Here is a 20,326-nt window from a genome sequence, read left to right on the forward strand (position 1 = left end):
ACCCAGGGGCGGGCGGTGGAACAGGATCTGCCGGTGGCGCTGCGTCCGGAAACCTTCGACGGCTATATGGCGGATATCGAACGGCTGGTCAGCCGCTATCACGACCCCCGGCCCGATTCTCTGCGCCGGGTGGTGATGGCGCCCACTACCGTCCTGCACTCCGCGCCGGGCGCCCAGCTGCGGGAGATGGCGAAGCTGGCCCGCCAGCTGGGGATCCGGCTGCACAGCCATTTATCGGAAACCGTCGATTATCTTGACGCCGCGCGGCAGAAATTCGCTATGACGCCGGTGCAGTTCTGCGCGGAGCATGACTGGCTGGGAAATGACGTGTGGTTTGCCCATCTGGTGAAGCTGCTGCCGGAGGAGATTGCCCTGCTGGGCCGCACCGGAACCGGCATCGCCCATTGCCCGCAAAGCAACGGTCGGCTGGGCAGCGGCATCGCCGATCTGCTGGCGCTGGAGCAGGCCGGGGTCCCGGTCTCGCTGGGGGTGGATGGCGCTGCCTCCAATGAGGCGGCGGATATGCAAAGCGAAGCCCACGCCGCATGGCTGCTGCAGCGCGCGCGCAAGGGGATGCTGGCGCAGCCGCGCTACGCCGGAGGCACCTTCGAGGGCGGGGCCGATGCGGCCACGGTGGAGGATGTGGTGCGCTGGGGCAGCGCCGGCGGGGCGCAGATCCTCGGCTTAGCGCAGAGCGGCACTCTGCAGGTCGGGATGCAGGCGGACCTCGCCATTTACCGGCTGGACGATCCGCGCTACTTCGGCCTGCACGATATGGCCATTGGGCCGGTGGCCTGCGGCGGGCGCGCCGCGCTGAAGGCGCTGCTGCTCAATGGCCGACCCATCGTGGAAGATGACGCCATTCCCGGTCTCGACCTTGACGCGATGCGCCACGACGCGCTGGCGGCCGTCCGTACCCTCCAACAGCGCGCCGCTGTTTAACTGATAACAGGATAATGACGATGAACGCAACCACCCAGAATCAACGCTATGCCTTACAGGAACTGGAAAAAGAGGCGCTGATGGGCGCCGAGGGCGAAGAGACCTTCGCCCGCGAAGTGCGCTGTATCGACCTGTCGAACTTTGCAGAAAGAAAACATGATATTGCCGAACAACTGTGGGAGGCGGCGGTGGAGATCGGCTTCTTCCAGGTCAGCCACCATGGTATTCCGCTGGCGGAGATCCGCCAGGCGTTCAGCACGACCGAGGCGTTTTTCAACCTGCCCGACGAGGTGAAACGCCAGTATCCGCTGGCCGGCAACGCCGGCTGGGAGAGCAAGGCGCAGGTTCGGCCATCGACCCGCACGCCGGATCAAAAAGAGTCCTATCAGATAACCCGTCCGCTGATGGATGGGCGCTGGCCCAGCGATCGGGAGCTGCCAGGCTTCCGGCAGACGATGCTCGGGTTTGAATCGCAGTGCTGGCAGCTGGGGATGAAGATTCTCTCCTGCTTTGCGTTAAAGCTTGGTTTTCCGGAATCGTTTTTCACCACCGCGCACGATCCGCAGCGTGACACCTATCAGAGCACCTTGCGCATGCTGCACTACTATGCAACCGAGCAGTCGCAGCAGGGAATGTGGCGGGCCGGCGCGCATACCGATTTTGACTGTCTGACGCTGCTGTTCCAGCGCCCCGGTCAGGGCGGCCTGCAGGTTTGTCCCGGTAAAGACCGCGAAAGCCAGCAGTGGACCAGCATTGAGCCGCGCGAAGAGGTCATCACCTGCAATATCGGCGATATGCTAATGCGATGGAGCGACGACCAGCTGCCGTCTAACTTCCACCGGGTGAGAAACCCGCTGCCCCACGAATATCAGGGGCCGCGCTACAGCCTGGCGTTTTTCTGCCAGGCCAATAAAGATGTCGAGATCCTCGGACCGCAGAGAAAGTACCCGCCCATCAGCGCCGAGGATTATCTGCAGCAGCGGATCCAGGCCAATTTTGCCAAAGGGTAAGATGCGCTCTTGAATGGTATACCTGCCGCCGGCTTTCGCTGGCCGCGCGGCAGGACATCCGGCGCTGAGCTTTTCAGGGGGTAGGGCTTGCCGATACGGGTGACAAGGGTATCTCTGCCGCAGCCATAAAATCGATAAAACAGCGTATTCGCGGTGACAGGTAGCGGCTGGCGGGCCACAGGACCGAGAAATGCCCATCCTTGACGCAACAGCCGGGCAACACCTCCTGCAGTTGTCCCTCGTTGATGGCCTCGCGCACGACAAAATCAGGCACATAAGCGATGCCCATCCCCGCCGCGCTTAAGCGAATGGCGGCCTCAATGTTATTGACTGTCATAATGGCAGCGGCCCTGAAATCTCCCGTCAGCCGCATATCGCGCAGTTCCCAGGGCTGGATCAGCCCTGTCGCGGGGAAGCGAAAAAAAATACACTTGTGCGCCGCTAATTCCGCTGGCGAGCCGGGAACGCCGTATTCCGCCAGATAGGCCGGACTGGCGCAGAGCACAAAACGAAAGCCCCCCAGCTTTCTGGCGATCAAGCGGGAGTCCGCTAGTTCGCCGCTGCGGATAGCGACATCAAATCCTTCATCGATCAGATTGACCAGCCGGTCACTAAAATCGAGATCCAGTTCAACCTGCGGATAAAGACGGCTAAAGGCGGTGAGGGCAGGGAGCAACAGGCGGTAGCCGATGACAGGCAGTGAAATCCTCAGTTTACCGGTGGGCTGTGAGAGACTGCTGGTCAGCTCAGACTCGGCCTCCTGGATCTGCTCCAGGATACTCTGGCAGCGGGTCAGAAACGCGGCCCCCTCCGCCGTCAGGCTGACGTTTCTGGTGCTGCGGTTGAACAGCCGGACCCCCAGCTTATGCTCAAGCCGGGCGACATTCTTACCCACCGCCGAGGCAGATATGCCCAGCAGCCTGGCGGCCTGAACAAAGCTTAGCGTTTCGGCGGTGCGGACAAAGGACGTCAGCGAAGTGAGGCTGTCCATCGATTATAAACCTTTTGTCTCTTAAGAAGATATTTTCAGTCTATTTATCGGCAAGAACATCCGCAATAGGATGGCGATAGTTTATTCATTCCTTGCCGACTGATGAGGGCCGCCCGATGTTACTCACCGCCAGAACACCTTCCCGATACGCCAGCGCCCTGGCCGCGCTTTCTGTCTTTATGGCGGCCTTGCTGCTGCCGTTAAGTTTTACCGGCGGCGTCATGACCACCCCGGCGATACAGCAGTCGCTGGGCGGCTCTCCCGCTGCGCTGTCGTGGCTGACCAATGGCTTTATGCTGACTTTCGGCAGCTTTTTGCTGGCCGCAGGGGTGACGGCGGATGCCATCGACAGAAAACGTATTTTTATCGCCGGCGCCGCGCTGTTTTGCCTGAGCAGCCTGCTGTTTTGTCTGACGCACAATCTCTTCCTGTCAGGCGTGCTGAGGGCGCTGCAAGGTCTGGCCGCGGCGATGATTTTAGCCAGCGGCAGTGCGGCGCTGGCCCAGCTGTATGACGGCGCTCAGCGGACGCGGGCATTCAGCATCCTGGGCACGGTGTTCGGCGCCGGCCTGGCGTTCGGCCCGCTGCTGATCGGCTTCATGACCGACGCGGTGGGTTGGCGCGGGGTATACGCCCTGTTTGCGCTGCTCTCGGCGATGGTTCTGCTTATCGGTCTGGCGTATCTGCCGGCGGCAGAACAAAGCCAGCCGCGGACACCTGACAACCTCGGCTTAACCCTGTTTACGCTGGCCCTGATGCTGTTTACTGCATCGCTTATGGTCATTCCGGCCCGCGGCTTTTTATCGCTGACCACGCTGGCCTTGTTCATCGCGTCGGCGGGACTGTTCGTGGCGTTTGCCGTGCGCTGCCAGAGGGTGAGCAACCCGGTGCTGGAACTCTCCCTGCTGCGCCATCCGCGTTTTGTCGGCGTACTGTTGCTGCCTGTCGCCACCTGCTGTTGCTACGTGGTCCTGCTGATTGTTGTTCCACTGCATTTTATGGGCGGAGAGGGGATGAGTGAGTCGCAGAGCGCGCTATATCTGATGGCGCTGACCGCGCCGATGCTGATTTTCCCATCCGTTGCGGCCCTGCTCACCCGCTGGTTTTCACCGGGGCGGGTATCCACGGGAGGGCTGATGATGGCCTCCGTCGGGTTGCTGTTGCTGGGCGATGCTTTTCACAGTAACCATCTTTCGCAATTGGTGCTGGCGCTGATCCTCTGTGGGGCGGGGGCGGCGCTTCCCTGGGGGCTGATGGACGGCCTGGCGATATCCGCTGTGCCGGTGGCGAAAGCCGGTATGGCGGCAGGCCTGTTCAACACCGTTCGCGTTGCCGGCGAGGGGATCGCCCTGGCGATAGTCTCCGCGGTATTAACGGCAAGCAATACCCTGACCCTGCAGAGTCGCGTTCACGGGTATGCCCCCGAGGTGATTCACCGCGCCGCAGGCTGGCTGGGAGCCGGCAATATGCCGCAGGCGGCTGCGCTTTTGCCTGACTTTTCCCTCCGGGCGCTGCGCGAGAGCTATGACTCTGCTTATACGCTACTGTTTAGTGGGCTGGCGGTCGTCACCCTGCTGTGCGCCCTGATGGTCTGGCGGACGCTATGCCGGAAGGCGGGCGCTATCCAAACCCGCGACAGCGGATGCTGAACCCCCTTGATAGCGCGGTGGCGTCACGCTTCCCGGTCTGCTTAGCGAACCGGGACTGTCATTGTTTCGCTGGCGGAACTATGCTGATCAGGGCGGCCACATGCGCCGCTCCGGCAGCGGAAACAGTGACTCACAGGTGGCGGTATGGCGATTGATCCGGAACTGATTTACATCGAGATCCTGGAAACGGTGCTGATGGCCACCCTGGATCCCGATTTGTGGAAATCGGCATTGCAGAAACTGGCGTTCCTCACCGGCCATCAGTACGCGGCATTTCTGTTCTACGATAAAGGCAATGCGCATCTGTTGACCGATTCATTCCTGTTGGAGGAGAAGGTCTTCACCGCCTATCGCGACGTGTTTCTGGCCATCGATCCCGCCGAAAAAATATTGACCGCGTTACCGGTCGGACAAATGTACCGGGACCGCGAGTATTTAGGCGATAAATTTATTGCCGGCAGCGTCTATTACAATGAGTTTCATCACCCCAACGATCTGAATAATCTTACCAGCGTCAAGCTGTGCACCCTCAATGGCTATGCCACCTATCTGTCACTGATGACGGCCAATACGGCGGCTTATCCGCAGCCGGCGCAGTTTGAGCTGTTCAGGCGTTTGATCCCGGCGCTAAAAACCGCCTGCCAGCTTCACGCCCGATTTGAACAGCTACGAGACACCATAAAATACCAGAGCGCGGTGATGGACAACGGGATCTACCCGGTATGGCTGGTGGATCATGGCGGTAAAATTCTCTACGCCAGCGCGCATGCCGAACGCTACCTGCGCGCCAACGCCCGCCTCTCCTGGTATAGCGGGGGCGATACGCTGTGCCTTGATACCGACAGCAAAAAACTGAAACGGACTATCGAGCAGGCCACCCGGACGGCAGAGCCGCCGAGGGCAGGCGTGTGCTATACCGCCGGGCGTCAGCCGAAACCAATCCTCGTGATCCCGGCGGCCCGCCAGACCGGGATGGCCTGCGTGATTATTCCCGAGCCGTTTCTCACCGGCAGCGCCTTGATGGAACTGTTTAACGTCAAGCCTGCCGAAAATGCGGTGGCGGAGCTGCTGGTGCGGGGCATGACGCCGGATGAGTGCGCCTTACATCTGGGCGTATCTATCGCCACCATCAGAACCCACCTTAGCGCCCTGTACCGGAAAACCCACACCCGTAATCAGGCAGAACTACTGCTGATCATTCGCGCGATTCACGGCTGATTTATTTCATCCACTCATTCATATGGATGAGTGGATCTGTTATTACCGCCATTATAATCCTCCTAAAACGAATGAAGGATTTAATCGCTCTCTGAGCGGTCAGTCCGTATATCTAATTCCTGCTGGATGGGAGTGGTTAATATGTTTTTCTTCCGTGTGATAGCCATCGCGATTTTATTCCCTGCTTTAATATCCTGCACAACGCAAAAAGCCCTAAATGAAACCGGGAAGGAGATTGATAAAGGCCATTATGGTGTCGCGACATGGTATGTCGCAACCTTACCCGTTGTCATGCTTTATGACGTATTTACTCTCGGCGGTACCAGCGACCCGCAAACGGGATATAATACGGTCGTCAGCGTCGCGAATAAACAACCGGTGACTCAGTCAGCCCACAGTTCATCAGGTACGCGGCCTCAATCTACAATTCAAACCGCTGCTGGCGGTTCAGTCGCGACTGTCACAACGCCTCAAAACGTCGCCCTGAGAACGGCGTCTTCGCAAGGGCCGTCATCGGTTTCTTCGTCAGTCAAATCCTATCCTCCGGCTGATAATTGCCTTACCCGTGATTCGACGTCGAATTCACGGGCAGACTTCTGGATTAACCACTGTGGCTTTGCCGTTACCGTGATGTGGTTTGATGCGAATGATTGCCGTACGGGGTGTATGGATGGCGTGGGGGCGAATTCACGCCAATCAATAACAAAAGGAAGGGCGGGAAGCGCTTATACTTCCGTGGCTTGTCCAAAACCTTCTACACCAAAAGGACCCGATGGCATTCATCAGTGGGCCAACGAAGGGCATCATCAGTGTACTTCCTGAGTCGTGGATAGCCAGGCCAGAGATATTCTGGCCTGGCTATCCAATCGAGCTTTTCGTCTCTATCGAATGGTCGACGACGTTAGCCGGAACCGAGCCAGCAAACATCGCGCGTAATCAGTCAGCAGAACGTCGCGCCGTCTGGATCGTCATCAGCGCGGCCACGATCAGCATCCCGGCGCTCAGGCAAAAGGTGCTCTCATAGCCCAGATGGTCGAATATAATACCGCCGACCGTTGCACCAAGGGCAATAGAAAACTGCACTGTGGCGACCATCAGTCCCCCGCCTGATTCGGTATCCGCTTTGCTGGCATGGGCGACCCAACTCCACCACCCCACCGGCGCTGCGGTGGAGAGTACGCCCCACAGGGCCAGCAGAATCGACACCGCAACAAGGTTTGTCGCCAGCGGGATCAGTAATAACGCAATCAGGGCCATCAGTAGCGGAATAATGATTAACGTTTTATAGAGCTGCTTTTTAATCACCAGTCCAATAGCCGTAGTCCCCGCGAGTCCGGAAATACCGATCGCTAATAATAGTAGCGAGATGGTCCTGGCATCGACCTGAGCGATCAGTTCGAGGTACGGGCGAATATAGGTGAATAAGGTAAATTGCCCCATAAAAAAAATACCGGCCGCGCCCATGCCAATCGCCACCGAACGATCGCCCAGTAGTCTGCGCAGACCGGAACCGCTAGCGGCCTGGTGCGCTCCCGCTTTCATTGAGGGAAGGCTTATCCATTGCCAGATAAAGGTTACCACGGCGATGGGCACCAGGCTCAGAAAGGCGCCACGCCAGCTGGTGACTGACGACAGATAGCTACCCAGCGGTGCGGCCACCACGGTGGCAAGCGCATTGCCGCCATTAAAAACGGCCAGAGCGCGCGGAACCTGACTAATATGGACCAGCCTGACCGCCGTGGCGACAGACATTGACCAGAAGCCGCCAATGACTACACCAATCAATGCGCGCCCTAGCATATAAATGCTGAAATTCGGCGCCATCGCTACAATTAAAGCCGAAATTCCCATCAACGCGGTCAGGAGTAACAGCAAATATTTGCGGTTCATTTTACCTACCAATCTGCGAATACACAGGCTGGTTAAAACAGCACATATTCCTGAGATCGTCATTCCCTGACCCGCGGTACCTTCGGTGATCTCCAAATCCATAGCGATGGGGGAGAGCAGACTCACCGGCATAAATTCTGAAGCAATTAGCGTAAATACGCAGAGCGTGATGGAAAATACCCCCCTCCAGTTGGAGGAGTGATTTTTATCATCATCATAAGCTGAATGTTTTCTGAGATCCATAATAGGGTTTATTACACCTTAACGTTTACGGCAGGCGTCACTCTGTATTGGTTGATCGCGAATGAAAGGGACCTTCCCGAAGCCCATTCGTATTCGCCATTAAAGCGCATTATGCAAAATAACTTCGACAACATCAGGCGAATAGGTTTCGGCGATACCAAAGGCCCGGATATGCGATTTAACATTGTCGATAATTGAAGGTAATGCCTCGGCAGAAATATTCACCTCGGAAAGTCTCACCGGCGTGCCGATTTTCGTAAACCAGGATTCCAGTGCAGCAATACCTTCTTCCGCACTTTCCACGTTAAAAACTACCCGGGCGAAGCGGTTAAACTGGGCTTTATTTTGGGACTGGTACCATTTCATCCATGCAGGCATCACCACCGACATCCCGGCGCCATGAGGCACGTCGAACAGGGCAGACAACGAGTGCTCAATCGCATGGTTAGGATAACTATAATCTGCGGCGCCGGAGAAGGTTATCCCATTTTGCGCCAGCGTCGAAGCCCAGGCAAATTCGCCGCGTGCCGCAATATTTTGCGGATCGTTAATCAGTATATCCGTCGTTTCGATGACGGTTTTAATCAATGATTCAATTAGTCTGGACTGCAGCCTGGGCAGTACGGTGGCCGTAAAGTACACCTCGATCAAATGCGAAATAATGTCCGCTGCCGAGTAGACCAGGTATTCCCTCGGAACACCCGTCATCAACGCCGGGTTTAATACCGTCACCCGTGGACGAGTGGCATCGTTACCAATGGATAATTTTTCTTTTGTTTCTTCGTTAACCACCACGGCATACGGATTCATTTCGCTACCGGTGGCCGCGAGGGTCAGAATGGCATATATCGGCAGGGCGGAGATTAATTCCCCGTCGCCAGTGAACAATTCCCAGGCGTCGCCTGGATAGTCGACTCCCGCAGCAATCGCTTTCGCGCTGTCAAGAACCGAGCCGCCACCGATGCTGATAATCGCCTGTACCTTTTCCTTACGCGCCATCTCAACGGCGCTTCTGACCGATGAAATGACCGGGTTGCTGATAATACCGCCAAATTCACACCAGCTTATTCCCTGGGATACGAGACGGCGCGTGACCTTCTCGAACAGACCCTCATTTTTGATTCGCTGGCTGCCATAGCAAATCAGCACATGATGAATACCGTCTTTGGCGATATGGTCAGCAAGGGTATCTTCTTTATCGATGCCGAATTCAATACGTGTTGGATTATAAAAATTAAAATTATGCATATTCGCTCCTGTGCGCCGGCTTAATTCCGACACAGGTATTAAAATGGTTATCAATAAAAAGTTATTTCAGAGTGGCTTTAAAGAAATGGTCCAGTTTATCAAAAGGAATTCTTCCACTCTGGTTGTCATATAAGTCCACGTGGTTAGCGCCCGGAACAATGACCAGTTCTTTAGGCTGAGCCGCTTGCTGGTAGGCGGTTTCCGCAAAGTAACGCGAATGCGCTTTCTCACCGGTAATAATCAGTACCGGTCGTGGCGAGATTTCCTTAATATGATCCAGTTGCGCGAAATTCATAAACGGCATTGGGGTTGTCACTGACCATGACCCGGCGGAGTTAACCGACCGCGGGTTATACCCACGCCTGGTGCGATAATAATCGAAGAATTCTCGAGTAATGGGATCGGCATCCGCTTGCAGCGTTGCTGGCAGGATAGTTTTATCCCGGACCACGTTACCCGCTTTATCAAAGCTGACATTGTGGCTCTCATAAGCAGGCACGCCATTCTCGGCGTCTTTCCAGCGCTGCAGGCTCATGTTTTCCAGCACTTTGCTACGCTGTTCCGGGGTATAGCTGTCCTGGAAGCCTTTACCCCACAGGCGCGACATATCATACATCACCGAGGTGGCGACAGCCTTGATACGTTTATCCATTGCCGCCGCGCTAAGGTTCAGCCCGCCGTAGCCGCAGACGCCCAACAGGCCAATGCGTTGACGGTCAACGATATCCAGCAGACCCAGATAGTCGACGGCCGCCATGATATCTTCCGTGTTGATATCGGGTGAGGCGATATTACGCGGTTCGCCGCTGCTCTCGCCGGTATAGGAAGGATCAAAAGCCAGAGTAACAAAACCACGCCGGGCCATTTCCTGAGCATAGAGACCGGATGACTGCTCCTTTACGGCACCGAATGCCCCACTGACCGCCAGGGCAGGAAGCTTACCGGCCGGGTGATTTTTCGGCACATAGACATCGGCGACAAGGGTAATACCGTAGCGGTTTTTAAAGGTGACTTTTTGATGGTCGACGGCGCTGCTCAGCGGAAAGGTTTTATCCCAGATCTGAATGAGCTTAACATCCGTGTCGCCTTTCATAGGCAGCGCCAGGTCTGCGATGGCGGCATTGGAACCAAACAGCATCGCCATCCCAACGATCATTCCCGTGCGCAGCGTTCGATGAGAAAAAGTAGCCATAAATACTCCTGAATGGTGTAAAGGACAGGCCAGGATGTCCCGTTCGGTGTGAGTGTTGATGGCGCTTATAGTAGAGAACCAAAACCGTTCTGATTAGCAGGCAAAACCGCACTTCATTAATGTGTCCATGTTATAAATAGAATCCTTGAGACCGACCAGACGCAGGAGGCAGGGTGGATATTTTTCGTCGTGAGGATTTGCATCATCTTTATCTTTTTTATCATGTGGCTAAAGAGGGGGGATTTACCCGTGCCGCGGCCAGGCTGGGGCTTGCCCAGTCGAGTATCAGCCGCAGCATCAGCATGCTGGAGAAAAGTATTAATCTGCAGTTACTGGTGAGAAGTACCCGCAAGGTCGCGCTCACCTCGGCCGGGGAAAAACTACTGCGTTCGCTCGATCAGGGGTTCGGTCAACTGGAAAATGGCTGGATGCTGCTGAATCAGCTTCGGGAGAAACCTGCAGGAACCGTGCGCATTAACGGCAGCAGGCAGGCCATCGAGCAAGTGTTGCTACCGCGACTGCAGTCGTTACGGGATGCATACCCAGATATCGCGCTGGAGCTTATTGAAAATAATACCTTTGTTGACATTGTGAAGGAGCGATATGATGCCGGGGTTCGCTACGGCAGCATGGTCAACGAGGATATGGTTTCCGTGCGTATTGGCCCCGATGTGCCGATGCGGGTTGTCGGTAGCCCCAATTTTCTTCGCCAGCATGGGATCCCCGCACATCCCCGCGAACTCGATAAGTATCCCTGTATTGGCTACCGCATGTCCGACGGTTCACCATGGGGATGGGAGATGCATGATGGCGATCGGTTATATCGACATAACCCCGCCGGAGGATGGGTGTTCAGCGATGCCGGCACAGTCATTAAAGCCGCGACGCTGGGAGTGGGGCTGGCCTATGAAGCGGCGGATCTGATGCAGGACGAACTGGCAAGCGGTCGGCTGATACCGGTTCTGGAGAATTACAGTCACACCTTTCCTGGGTTTCATATCTATTATCCGCACCGGAACGTGTCCAGTGCGCTGCGAGTGATTATCGACATTCTGAGGGACTATCCCGGAGCGGACAGCCGCGCTATCAGAACGGGCTGATCCCTTGCGGACCCGTCGCGAACCGTGGTGCCGGCAGGGCATGGCTCCCGCCGCTGGTTTTTCAGGATATCAGCGGTAGCCAACTGCCTGACGATCAGCGTCAGCTAATAGCACGCCTCTCCGGGTAAAGGTAGTCCTGGCGGGGCAGGGTGAGAAGGAGATGCTCGCCGCCGGGAAGCGGTTTACCTGTTCCGCGCATCACTTTTAATGACCTCAATCATTAGCAGGGAGTGAAGGATGAAGTTAAAGATTACTATCAATGATAACGTGCTCACCGCGACCCTGAACGGTAGTCAGGCCAGCCGCGAATTCGCTGGATTGTTACCTTTAACGTTGCAGCTCAGCGACTATGCAGGAGAGGAAAAGATAGGCGATTTACCCGCCCGGCTGTCGACGGCGGATTCGCCTGTAGGGTCAGCAGCCAGCAAGGGCGATATCATGGTCTTTTTACCCTGGGGCAATCTGGCCATTTTTTATCAGGCTCATGGTTACGTTGACGGGCTCATCCCTCTTGGGAGGCTGGATGAACCTGACGCATTACCTCTGCAGCCTTCATCATACCCGGCACGATTCGAATTAGCCGCTGCAGCATCGCTCGGGAGCGATTAGCAAGCCGTTACGGCGACGGACAGAACGGCATCATTCGCCACGAGGACGTTCCCCGAGGGAAACGTCACGGGATAAGATTCAGGAATGATGGTCGCGCAGGAAAACGGTCAGCACATCTTTCGGCGGCACGCCGCCGCATTCGCCAATCATCCAGCCTACCGCGCCGCGGTGATAGGCGCCGTGAAAGAGCATGTGGTTCAACATCTCCATCGCGGTCATATTGCCGTCGCCGCCGTCGACAAATTTGAAGGCGATACGTTCGTGGAAATCGGCGGGGGTCATGGCGCTGACGTAGTGAATGTATTCGTCCGTACAGGCGGTCATTGCCGTTTCCAGCGCATCAATGGTTGGCGTCTCGGGGGTATTCAGCGCGGTGTAACCGTGCGTCCTGCCGCGCAGATTCGCCCGGAAAATCATGTCAACGACATGGATATGGTTCATCAGCCTGAGGGTCAGGTGGCGTTTTTCGCCATGTACTGTTCCGTCTATCGTGCGGATCGCCTGTAAGGTGGCAAGGTCAATCCAGCGCTTGTACTTCAACAGCGTCACTACAGTGTCTTTGTCCATAGTCGGTCCCGGGTTGGTTGAGCCATTATCTTAGCGATGATGCCAGCGAGTTGTCACTCGCCAGCGCAAGGCACAAAAAAAGCCTCGCCGGGGCGAGGCTTTTCAATAAGCAGGTGAGTTAGTCAAACACACCGTTAATCACGGCGGTGACAATGGCAGTGCTCAGCGCTACCAGCACCAGGTCATCGCCGACCGCCCTCCATTCATAGCCCGGATAATAGGGCAGATCGTTAATCATAGAAGCTGGCAGGGTCTTTTTCGCGATACCCGGAGGGAGCGGTTTGCCGCGGGCGACATTTTTGGCGATACCCGGAGGCAGCGCCTGATAGCCGACCAGACCGTAGTTCACGGCCAGGGAGCGCGCCCGTGAGAAGCTAATATCGCTGTCGACGTGGTCGGGCTTGCCGTAGTTTTTGCGGTTGCCATGATCGGCGGTGGACTGACCTTTATTTTGTCCTTTATTACCATGGTCGCCGCTGTTACCGCTGTTACCATGATTGCCGCTATTGCCATGGTTACCACTGTTCCCGTGATTACCGCCGCCATTGCCATTGCCATTACCGTTACCCGGGTTGGCATAGGCCGGTGCCGCCATGACGGCGAGAGAAATAACCGCCGCCAGTGCTGTTTTAATAGTGCGACGCTTAAGCATGATCTTGCTTCCTTAATGTGGAGTACACGCTTAAAAAATAAGATAACGCTATGCCTCAGGCAATCTCATATAGTCTTATTTTTTTCCGGGATTTCACGGGAAGGTCATTAAGGAATAGCGGGACGCGGGCGAGCAATTCCATTGCTGCGTTTTGACAGACGGGCGACCGCGCCCCGCTAAATTTGTCGCCGGCAGGATCGCTCCCGGGCGTGTCGCAAAAAAATGCCCGAAGCCATCGGGCAAAAATGAACAAAAATATTACGCTTCATTCATAACGCGTCTCACAAGACGGAGCGGATAGTAAATCCTGGCGCCGCTGCGCACAATCGACCGGTTGTTTAGAAATAAATAACCCCCGTCGGCCGCGCTCAGGACGCGACCCAATGGCAGGCCACTCGATGGCCAGGGGCCACCTCGCGCAGCGCCGGAGCTTCTCTGCGGCACAGATCGCCGGCCTGCGGGCAGCGAGATGAAAAGCGGCAGCCGGCGGGAGGATTGGTCGGATCCGGGATCTCGCCTTGCACCAGCGCCTGCGGTTCGCTGTGCGGGTCGAGGGTCGGCACCGCGGCTAGCAGAGCGCGGGTGTAGGGATGGAGGGGGCGGCTGAACAGCGCATCGCGGCTGGCGCTTTCCACCAGTTGCCCGAGATACATTACCGCCACATCGTCACATAAATGCTCCACCACCCCGAGGTCGTGGGAGATAAACAGAAACGTGACGCCGCGGTCGTCGCGCAGGTCGGAAAACAAATTGATGATCTGCGCCTGAATCGACACATCGAGGGCCGAGATGGGCTCATCGGCGACGATAAAATCCGGGTTGAGGATCAGCGCCCGGGCAATACCGATCCGCTGGCGCTGGCCGCCCGAAAACTGATGCGGAAAGCGGGCGTAGTGTTCCGGCGCCAGGCCGCAGATCTTCATCACGTCGATCACCCGGTCATAGAGCTCATCGCGGGTGCAGAGCTTGTGCTGCAGCATGGCTTCGCCTATCGCCTCGCCAATACGCAGCCGCGGGTTCAGCGAGCTGTAGGGATCCTGAAATACCAGCTGCATCCTCGGCCGAATGGCGCGCAGGGCGGGCCCGGTCAGGTCGGCCAGCTCCTGACCGTGAAATTTCACGCTGCCGGCGCTCTTCTCGTACAGGCCAAGCAGGGTTCGGCCGACGGTGGTTTTGCCACTGCCGGACTCGCCCACCAGGCCAAAAATAGTGCCCGGACGGATGTTAAAGCTGACGCCGTCCACCGCGCGAAGCTCGCCGGTCTGCTGGCCAAAGAGGCCGTCGCGCAGCGGAAAATACTTCTTCAATCCATCCACTTCAATAACATAGCGATCGCTCATGCTGTCGCCTCCGCAAATTCGCTATAAAAGCAGGCGGCCCGCTGGCGCTCGCCGAGCAGCGGCGGAATCGCCTCCCGGCAGCGCGGCGTCGCCCGTTCGCAGCGCCCGGCAAAAGCGCAGCCCGCCGGCAGGGCGGCCAGATCCGGCACCTGACCGGGAATCGAGTACAGTCGCCGACGCCGCTCGCCCGGCACCGGGCGGGAGGCGATGAGCCCACGCGTATAAGGGTGCTGCGGATGGCGTAGCACCTCCGCCGTGGCGCCCTGTTCCACGATCCTCCCGGCATACATCACCACCACCTGTTCGGCCATCTGCGCGATCACCCCCAGGTCGTGGGTAATCAGCATCATCGCCATCTGGCTGGCCCGCGACCGGTCCCGCAGCAGGCGCAGGATTTGCGCCTGCACGGTGACGTCCAGCGCGGTGGTCGGTTCGTCGGCAATCAGCAGTTTGGGCTGACAGCTCAGCGCCATGGCGATCATCACCCGCTGCAGCATGCCGCCGGATAGCTGGTGGGGGTAGTTGGCCATCAGGCTGTCGCCGCGCGCCAGGCCGACCTCGCTTAGCAGCCGGGTAGCCAGCTGCCAGGCGGCTTTCGGCGTGGCGCCGAGGTGGCGGATCGCTGGTTCGCACAGCTGTTCGCCGATGGTCAACACCGGGTTCAGGGCCGACATCGGTTCCTGAAAGATCATGGCCAGCTGGTGGCCGCGCAGGTCGGCCATCTGTCTGGGGTTCAGCCGCAGCAGATCGCGGTCCGCGAAACGAATTTCGCCGCCGTCGATGCGCGCTGCCTGCGACGGCAGGAGGCCCATCAGCGCCATGGCGGTGACGCTTTTGCCGCAGCCGGACTCGCCCACCACGCCAACGGTTTGCCCGGCCTGAATCGTGAAAGAGACGTCCTGCACCGCGCGCACGCGATGACGTTCGCCAGCGAAAGAGACGGAGAGATGATTAAAAGAGACTAACGGTAGGGTCATTTCAGCCTCGGTTTCATATTGGGATCCATGGCGTCGCGCAGGCCATCGCCCAGCACGTTAATGGCGATCACGGTGAGAAAGATGGCGATCCCAGGCGGCATCCACAGCCAGGGACGGCGCTGGAAATCGATCAGGCTATTGGCGGCATCCATCATATTGCCCCACGACGGCGTTGGCGGCACCACGCCGAGGCCGAGATAGCTCAGCGCGGATTCGCTGAGAATGGCGTTGGCGACAGCCATGGTCGCCATCACCACCAGAATCGGAATGGTATTCGGCAGCAGGTGGCCGAACAGCCGGCGACGCGCCGACAGGCCCAGTACCCGGGTGGCCAGCATAAAATCGCGTTCGCGCAGGGAGAGACATTGCCCGCGCACCAGCCGCGCCAGTCGGGGCCACTCCAGCAGGCTGAGCATTACCACCACCATATAGATGCGCGAGTCCGGGGAAAAATCGAGCTCGGAAAGCATCGCCCCGGCGACAATCAACAGCGGCAATCCAGGGATGGTCATCACCAGGTCGGCCACGCGCATGATCACTCTGTCGGTTAACCCACCGACATAACCCGAGAGGGCGCCGAGCAGATAGCCGAGGAATACCGACATCACCATGGTCAGCAGGCCGATAATCAGCGAGATGCGCCCGGCCAGCAGCAGGCGGGTGTAGACATCGCGACCAAGGAAATCGGTCCCCAGCCAGTGTTCCGCGCCGGGCGGTTGGTTGATGCTCAGGGCGTCGGTGGCATCATCTTTCCACGGCGACCAGACGGGCCCCAGCACGCACCACACCGCCATTACGGCCAGCAGGATCAGGCAGAACATGGCCAGCCGGTTACGGCGCAGCTGTCGCCATCCCTGGCGCCAGGGAGAGGGGGTAATGTGCGCCAGCGCCGGGATAGCCGCCTGCCGCTGGCGGCGACGGGAAGCAAAGTAAGACAGGATCATCATGACCTCACCCGAATACGTGGATCGGCCCAGGCGTACAGCACGTCGGTGAGCAAATTACCGACTATCGTCAGCACCGCCAGAAACAGAGTAAACCCCATCAGCACCGGATAGTCGCGGGCGGCCAGCGAGTCGATATGGATGTGGCCTGCCCCCGGCCAGTTGAATACCTTTTCGGTAATGATCGCCCCGGAGAACAGCCCCGGCAGCTCAAAGCCCAGCAGGGTGATGATCGGCAGCAGGGCGTTGCGCAACGCATGTTTAAGGATCACCGTGCGCTCATGCAACCCCTTGGCGCGGGCGGTACGGATAAAATCCATTTTCACCACGTCGAGCATACTGGCGCGCACATAGCGCGTCAGGCTGCCCGCCTGCAGCATCACCAGCGCCAGCACCGGCAGCGCCAGGTGGGCAGCCACTTGCAGCACATACTGCCAGCCGCTTTCGTCGCTGCCGGTATTGGTCATCCCGCCTACCGGCAGCCAGTGGAGATCGACGGCAAACCATTTAATCAGCAACAGGCAGAGGAAAAAGGTGGGGAATGACATGGCGGCAAACACCGCAACGCTCACCAGATGATCAAACCAGGAGCCAGGTCGCAGGGCCGACACCACGCCGACCGCCAGGCCAATGCCCCAGTAAAAGACCAGCGCGACGCTGGCCAGCAGAAAAGAGTTCCAGATGTACTGGTTGAGCAGCTGGCTGACCGGGATCTGATACTGCAGCGAAAAGCCTAAATCGCCTCGCAGAAGCTGTCCCAGCCAGTGGAGATAGCGGGTGAACAGCGGCTGGTCGAGGCCATAGATCGCCTTCAGCTCCGCAGCGCGGGCGGCGGTCAGGGTAATATTGCCATCGATAAAGTCGCCGGGGGTTTTGGCAAACAGCATAAAAATAATGAACGAGGCCAGCAGTAGCATCGGCAGCGTTTGCAGCAGGCGCCTCAGGATGAAATTTTTCATGACGATCTCGCATCAGCCGCCGGTTAACCCGGCGGCCAGGGGATTTACTTAACGATTTTCACATCCGGCAGGCTGCCGGTCAGGCCGTTGTAGATATCCGGTTTAAAGCCGGTGACGCGGGCGCTGCTGGCGGAAAGGATGTTGCGATAGCCGAGCAGGATCACCGGCGGATCGTCGGCCAGCACTTTATACAGCTGGTGATAGATCGGCTTGCGCTTTTCGATGTCGAGCACCGCGTTGCCAGCGTTAATCAGCTTATCGACCTCCGCGTTGTGGTAGCCGGACTCTTTAGCTTCGCTGCTGTAGAAATCCCATACCCCGTCGTGCGGGTCGTTGAGAGTGCTGGTGCTGAACGAGGCGAGATCGTAATTTCCGGCTTTGCGCTGCGCCATCAGAGCGTTGAAATCCACCACCTGCGGTTTAAGCAGCACGCCGATCTGCCGCCAGTTCTCCTTGGCGATGGGGATCAACGCATCGTTGAGCACCTTCTTGCTCACCAGCAGGGTTAGCTCCAGGCGCTGGCCCTCTTTGACGCGGATACCGTCGGCGCCAGCTTTCCAGCCGGCCTCATCCAGCAGCTTTTTCGCCTGCGCCGGATCGTAATGGTAAGGATTGACGCCTTCTGCGTTAAAGGCCCAGGAGATCGGGGCGATCGGCTCGATGGCGACTTTGCCGTACCCCTGATAGACCACGTCGATCAGCTTCTGCCGGTCCAGGCCGTAAATCAGCGCCTGGCGTACCCGCTTATCCTGCAGCGCCGGACGATGAACGTTGAATTCCACCTGGCTGTAGTCGCTGGAGCCGTAAAGATTAATGTTGGCGAAGCCGAGCATCTTCAGCTGTTCGATATCGTCAGGACGCGAGGTAAAGGCGTCGTAGTCGGTCTCCCCGGTCTGGAACAACTGGAAGTTGGTCGACGGATTGGTCACGCGATAGATAAAGCGCGGCGTTGGCGGCGTCCCACGGTAAAAATGGCTATTGGCATGGAAGCGAATTTCCTGACCGGGAATATAGGTATCGTACACGTAAGGGCCGTTGCCCAGCGGCTTGCCGTGCAGTGAGCGCAGATAGTCGAGATGTCCCCGTTGATATCCTTTGCCGTACCAGGCTTTCGACAGCACTGGCCCGCCAATTTTGGCCAGCGTGGTGGCGCCTGGCTGGGTGGTGGTCACCTGAAGAGTGAGCGGGTCGATGACCTTCAGGCCGCTGACGCTGTCAGCCTTGCCGGCTTTGTATTCTGCGCCGCCAGCGATATTGGCCAGGGTGATGTCGGTATCGCCATCATATTTGGGGTCGAGCAGGACCGTCAGGGTAAAGGCGACATCTTCCGCCGTCAGCGGTGAACCATCGCTGAAGGTCAGACCAGGGCGCAATTTAATGGTATAGACTTTACTGTCCGGGCTGACCGTCCAGCTCTCCGCCAGCCCCGGGACCAGCTTGCCCTGGCTGTCCCAGTCGATCAGGCGTGAAAAAATGACGTTCGTGACGTTCTCATCCCAGCCGTTGACGAAAAAGTAGGGGTTAAAGATCCCCTGCGGCTCGGAGATCCCGGCTACCACCGTGTCTTTGCGCAGCTTGGCGCTGGCCGGGATCTGACTGGCGTCAGTGGCCGGGGTGATGCCTTCTTTCAGGAGACCCTCAGCAAAGACAGCAGAAGAAAATGCTACCACGCCGCCGAGCAGGGCCACTTTTAGCGCCAGGGCGAAGCGGGTTTTTTGGGTTTTTAATCCTTGTTGTAATCTGGACAAAAGTGCTACCTCATCAAGTGATTGCGTGGTGATTTACAATTCATGACGAAAGATAAGAGGCGCACTTCGCCCTGTCTAACACTGAAACGCTATGATTTATAACCAATTATCCTTAGCAAAGGATCGGCAATATAATTCCATTCTATGGCTATGGCGCAGTGGTTTCCGCTGCCTGAAGAGGGTGGGCTAGCATGCTGTCCGCGACCCAGCCTTTCCATCGCGAGGTTCTGAACAGGCGTCACACCTGCGCGGTATTCGCCGGATGGGCGAGAACGATGAGAGTGGACCCGTACCGACCGCCGTGTACGGCGTAAGGCACCGTGACGGTCGGTTCCGGGCGGACGTTAACGCTCCTTCGCCGTAGGGGGGAGCAGTGAGGGGGCGGTCGCGGTTAGCGGCTGCCAGAGCCGCTCGGGGTCACGAAACCCCGCTTCGACGAGGGCATAAAAGCGGCTGGCATGGAGACCATCGACGAAGGCATGGTTAAATCGCCCGGCCACCGGGATCACGCCGTTCTGCAGTTTCCCCCAGGTGAGCGCAGGAACCGCGGCGCCCACCGCGTATTCCGCATGGGTCATCGAGGTAAAGTGGAGCCACGGCAGACAGCTGGCGCAGATAAAATGTTCGCCATCGACGATGAGCGGCGCCGGCGATGTCTCTCTTGCCGCGACGATCTTCGGCGTTGCCGCGGCGCTGAAGGCGGTGAACTCGGCAGCGTTGTCGCACCATACCTGGCGGAAGCCCTCCTCGACGGTCATCACCGGCGTCATGACCGCCAGGCTGTCATATTCAATCACCTCGCCATCGCGCACGCGCTGCCGGAGCTGCGGCACCCCGTTGGCCGCGCGCAGCAGGGCATAGAGCGCGAGCTGAAAAAATGAGACCCGCCGGTCCTTCGCACATTCGTACAGGCGCTGCGCCTCTATCGGAACGCAGAGATTAAAGCTGGGGTTGGCAAATTGTCGGTAAAAGGTGAAATGGTCCCGGCGGGGCCAGGCCGCGGTGTCGATGATCCGGTAACGTGCCATGGATGCCTCCTTATAGCTG

Annotated in this window: 18 protein-coding genes and 1 pseudogene; 7 read left to right on the forward strand and 12 right to left on the reverse strand. The window is 57.9% G+C overall.

All coding sequences use genetic code 11. The features are described from left to right. Both KHQ24_RS21520 and KHQ24_RS21525 read left to right on the forward strand, forming a co-directional pair. The coding region (locus KHQ24_RS21520) for an amidohydrolase family protein (protein ID WP_040188933.1) at window positions 1–942 on the forward strand (942 nt) is incomplete at its 5' end. Window positions 943–962: 20 nt separating this feature from the next. Next, the gene (locus tag KHQ24_RS21525; RefSeq protein WP_023318462.1) at window positions 963–1,952 is read left to right on the forward strand and encodes an isopenicillin N synthase family dioxygenase; all 990 of its coding nucleotides are present in this window, start codon (window positions 963–965) and stop codon (window positions 1,950–1,952) included. A 73-nt stretch (window positions 1,953–2,025) separates the two neighbouring features. Here KHQ24_RS21525 and KHQ24_RS21530 read toward each other — a convergent pair whose 3' ends face one another. Beyond that, the gene (locus KHQ24_RS21530) at window positions 2,026–2,943 is read right to left on the reverse strand and encodes a LysR family transcriptional regulator (RefSeq protein ID WP_017899554.1); all 918 of its coding nucleotides are present in this window, start codon (window positions 2,941–2,943) and stop codon (window positions 2,026–2,028) included. A gap of 116 nt (window positions 2,944–3,059) precedes the next feature. Between KHQ24_RS21530 and KHQ24_RS21535 the strand changes: the two genes are divergently transcribed. From KHQ24_RS21535 to KHQ24_RS24450, 3 genes and pseudogenes are all read left to right on the forward strand, one after another. Then, window positions 3,060–4,592, forward strand: coding sequence for an MFS transporter (locus tag KHQ24_RS21535; protein WP_211777460.1), 1,533 nt, complete (start codon window positions 3,060–3,062; stop codon window positions 4,590–4,592). A gap of 144 nt (window positions 4,593–4,736) precedes the next feature. Continuing rightward, window positions 4,737–4,850, forward strand: a pseudogene (locus tag KHQ24_RS24445) (LuxR family transcriptional regulator); the annotation flags it as partial. A gap of 822 nt (window positions 4,851–5,672) precedes the next feature. Then, complete coding sequence (locus KHQ24_RS24450) at window positions 5,673–5,810, forward strand: hypothetical protein (protein ID WP_229583961.1); 138 nt, start codon at window positions 5,673–5,675, stop codon at window positions 5,808–5,810. Window positions 5,811–6,746: 936 nt separating this feature from the next. Here KHQ24_RS24450 and KHQ24_RS21545 read toward each other — a convergent pair. From KHQ24_RS21545 to KHQ24_RS21555, 3 genes are all read right to left on the reverse strand, one after another. Further along, the gene (locus KHQ24_RS21545) at window positions 6,747–7,943 is read right to left on the reverse strand and encodes an MFS transporter (RefSeq protein WP_080841530.1); all 1,197 of its coding nucleotides are present in this window, start codon (window positions 7,941–7,943) and stop codon (window positions 6,747–6,749) included. 99 nt (window positions 7,944–8,042) lie between these two features. Next, window positions 8,043–9,191, reverse strand: a complete 1,149-nt coding sequence (locus KHQ24_RS21550; protein ID WP_049093728.1) for an iron-containing alcohol dehydrogenase — start codon at window positions 9,189–9,191, stop codon at window positions 8,043–8,045. 61 nt (window positions 9,192–9,252) lie between these two features. Next, entirely contained in the window at window positions 9,253–10,284 is a 1,032-nt protein-coding gene (locus KHQ24_RS21555; RefSeq protein WP_369707498.1) for an alpha/beta hydrolase, read from the reverse strand. A 272-nt stretch (window positions 10,285–10,556) separates the two neighbouring features. Here KHQ24_RS21555 and KHQ24_RS21560 point away from each other — a divergent pair, with 272 nt between their 5' ends. Both KHQ24_RS21560 and KHQ24_RS21565 read left to right on the forward strand, forming a co-directional pair. Beyond that, window positions 10,557–11,483: a LysR family transcriptional regulator gene (locus KHQ24_RS21560; RefSeq protein WP_017899548.1), complete on the forward strand. Its 927-nt coding sequence runs from the start codon at window positions 10,557–10,559 to the stop codon at window positions 11,481–11,483. A 237-nt stretch (window positions 11,484–11,720) separates the two neighbouring features. Next, window positions 11,721–12,092 carry a cyclophilin-like fold protein gene (locus KHQ24_RS21565; RefSeq protein ID WP_017899547.1) on the forward strand — a complete coding sequence of 124 codons (372 nt, stop codon included), beginning with the start codon at window positions 11,721–11,723 and terminating at the stop codon, window positions 12,090–12,092. Between the two features lie 78 nt (window positions 12,093–12,170). On the opposite strand, the gene KHQ24_RS21570 is transcribed toward KHQ24_RS21565, so the two are convergent. The 8 genes from KHQ24_RS21570 to KHQ24_RS21605 form a co-directional block, all read right to left on the reverse strand. After that, on the reverse strand, window positions 12,171–12,659 hold the full coding sequence (locus KHQ24_RS21570) for a DinB family protein (protein ID WP_094334033.1): 489 nt from the start codon (window positions 12,657–12,659) through the stop codon (window positions 12,171–12,173). A gap of 118 nt (window positions 12,660–12,777) precedes the next feature. After that, window positions 12,778–13,311: an anti-virulence regulator CigR family protein gene (locus KHQ24_RS21575; RefSeq protein WP_048294989.1), complete on the reverse strand. Its 534-nt coding sequence runs from the start codon at window positions 13,309–13,311 to the stop codon at window positions 12,778–12,780. A 368-nt stretch (window positions 13,312–13,679) separates the two neighbouring features. Beyond that, entirely contained in the window at window positions 13,680–14,651 is a 972-nt protein-coding gene (locus KHQ24_RS21580; RefSeq protein WP_017899544.1) for an ABC transporter ATP-binding protein, read from the reverse strand. Then, the gene (locus KHQ24_RS21585) at window positions 14,648–15,628 is read right to left on the reverse strand and encodes an ABC transporter ATP-binding protein (RefSeq protein WP_211777462.1); all 981 of its coding nucleotides are present in this window, start codon (window positions 15,626–15,628) and stop codon (window positions 14,648–14,650) included. Before KHQ24_RS21585 ends, KHQ24_RS21580 begins: the two co-directional genes overlap by 4 nt. Then, window positions 15,625–16,575 (reverse strand): oligopeptide ABC transporter permease, encoded by a 951-nt coding sequence (gene opp4C / locus KHQ24_RS21590; RefSeq protein ID WP_017899542.1) that lies wholly within the window; start codon window positions 16,573–16,575, stop codon window positions 15,625–15,627. Before opp4C ends, KHQ24_RS21585 begins: the two co-directional genes overlap by 4 nt. After that, window positions 16,572–17,531, reverse strand: a complete 960-nt coding sequence (locus tag KHQ24_RS21595; protein WP_211777463.1) for an ABC transporter permease — start codon at window positions 17,529–17,531, stop codon at window positions 16,572–16,574. Before KHQ24_RS21595 ends, opp4C begins: the two co-directional genes overlap by 4 nt. A 44-nt stretch (window positions 17,532–17,575) precedes the next feature. After that, entirely contained in the window at window positions 17,576–19,279 is a 1,704-nt protein-coding gene (locus KHQ24_RS21600) for an ABC transporter substrate-binding protein (RefSeq protein ID WP_004202925.1), read from the reverse strand. A 344-nt stretch (window positions 19,280–19,623) separates the two neighbouring features. Then, a complete protein-coding gene (locus tag KHQ24_RS21605; protein WP_094334037.1) occupies window positions 19,624–20,307 on the reverse strand; it encodes a CatA-like O-acetyltransferase, family 1 in 684 nt (227 codons plus the stop codon). Window positions 20,308–20,326: the final 19 nt, after the last annotated feature.

Origin of the sequence: Klebsiella sp. 54 (assembly GCF_018223875.1) — a bacterium.
GTDB classification, from domain to species: Bacteria; Pseudomonadota; Gammaproteobacteria; order Enterobacterales; family Enterobacteriaceae; genus Klebsiella; species Klebsiella quasipneumoniae.

Bases quoted from the DNA above. Each gene is read 5' to 3' on its own strand.
- KHQ24_RS21525 (WP_023318462.1), top strand. From the start codon at position 963: ATGAACGCAACCACCCAGAATCAACGCTATGCCTTACAGGAACTGGAA.
- KHQ24_RS21530 (WP_017899554.1), bottom strand. From the start codon at position 2,943: ATGGACAGCCTCACTTCGCTGACGTCCTTTGTCCGCACCGCCGAAACG.
- KHQ24_RS21535 (WP_211777460.1), top strand. From the start codon at position 3,060: ATGTTACTCACCGCCAGAACACCTTCCCGATACGCCAGCGCCCTGGCC.
- KHQ24_RS24450 (WP_229583961.1), top strand. From the start codon at position 5,673: ATGACGCCGGATGAGTGCGCCTTACATCTGGGCGTATCTATCGCCACC.
- KHQ24_RS21545 (WP_080841530.1), bottom strand. From the start codon at position 7,943: ATGGATCTCAGAAAACATTCAGCTTATGATGATGATAAAAATCACTCC.
- KHQ24_RS21550 (WP_049093728.1), bottom strand. From the start codon at position 9,191: ATGCATAATTTTAATTTTTATAATCCAACACGTATTGAATTCGGCATC.
- KHQ24_RS21555 (WP_369707498.1), bottom strand. From the start codon at position 10,284: ATGAAAGGCGACACGGATGTTAAGCTCATTCAGATCTGGGATAAAACC.
- KHQ24_RS21565 (WP_017899547.1), top strand. From the start codon at position 11,721: ATGAAGTTAAAGATTACTATCAATGATAACGTGCTCACCGCGACCCTG.
- KHQ24_RS21570 (WP_094334033.1), bottom strand. From the start codon at position 12,659: ATGGACAAAGACACTGTAGTGACGCTGTTGAAGTACAAGCGCTGGATT.
- KHQ24_RS21575 (WP_048294989.1), bottom strand. From the start codon at position 13,311: ATGCTTAAGCGTCGCACTATTAAAACAGCACTGGCGGCGGTTATTTCT.
- KHQ24_RS21580 (WP_017899544.1), bottom strand. From the start codon at position 14,651: ATGAGCGATCGCTATGTTATTGAAGTGGATGGATTGAAGAAGTATTTT.
- KHQ24_RS21585 (WP_211777462.1), bottom strand. From the start codon at position 15,628: ATGACCCTACCGTTAGTCTCTTTTAATCATCTCTCCGTCTCTTTCGCT.
- opp4C (WP_017899542.1), bottom strand. From the start codon at position 16,575: ATGATGATCCTGTCTTACTTTGCTTCCCGTCGCCGCCAGCGGCAGGCG.
- KHQ24_RS21595 (WP_211777463.1), bottom strand. From the start codon at position 17,531: ATGAAAAATTTCATCCTGAGGCGCCTGCTGCAAACGCTGCCGATGCTA.
- KHQ24_RS21605 (WP_094334037.1), bottom strand. From the start codon at position 20,307: ATGGCACGTTACCGGATCATCGACACCGCGGCCTGGCCCCGCCGGGAC.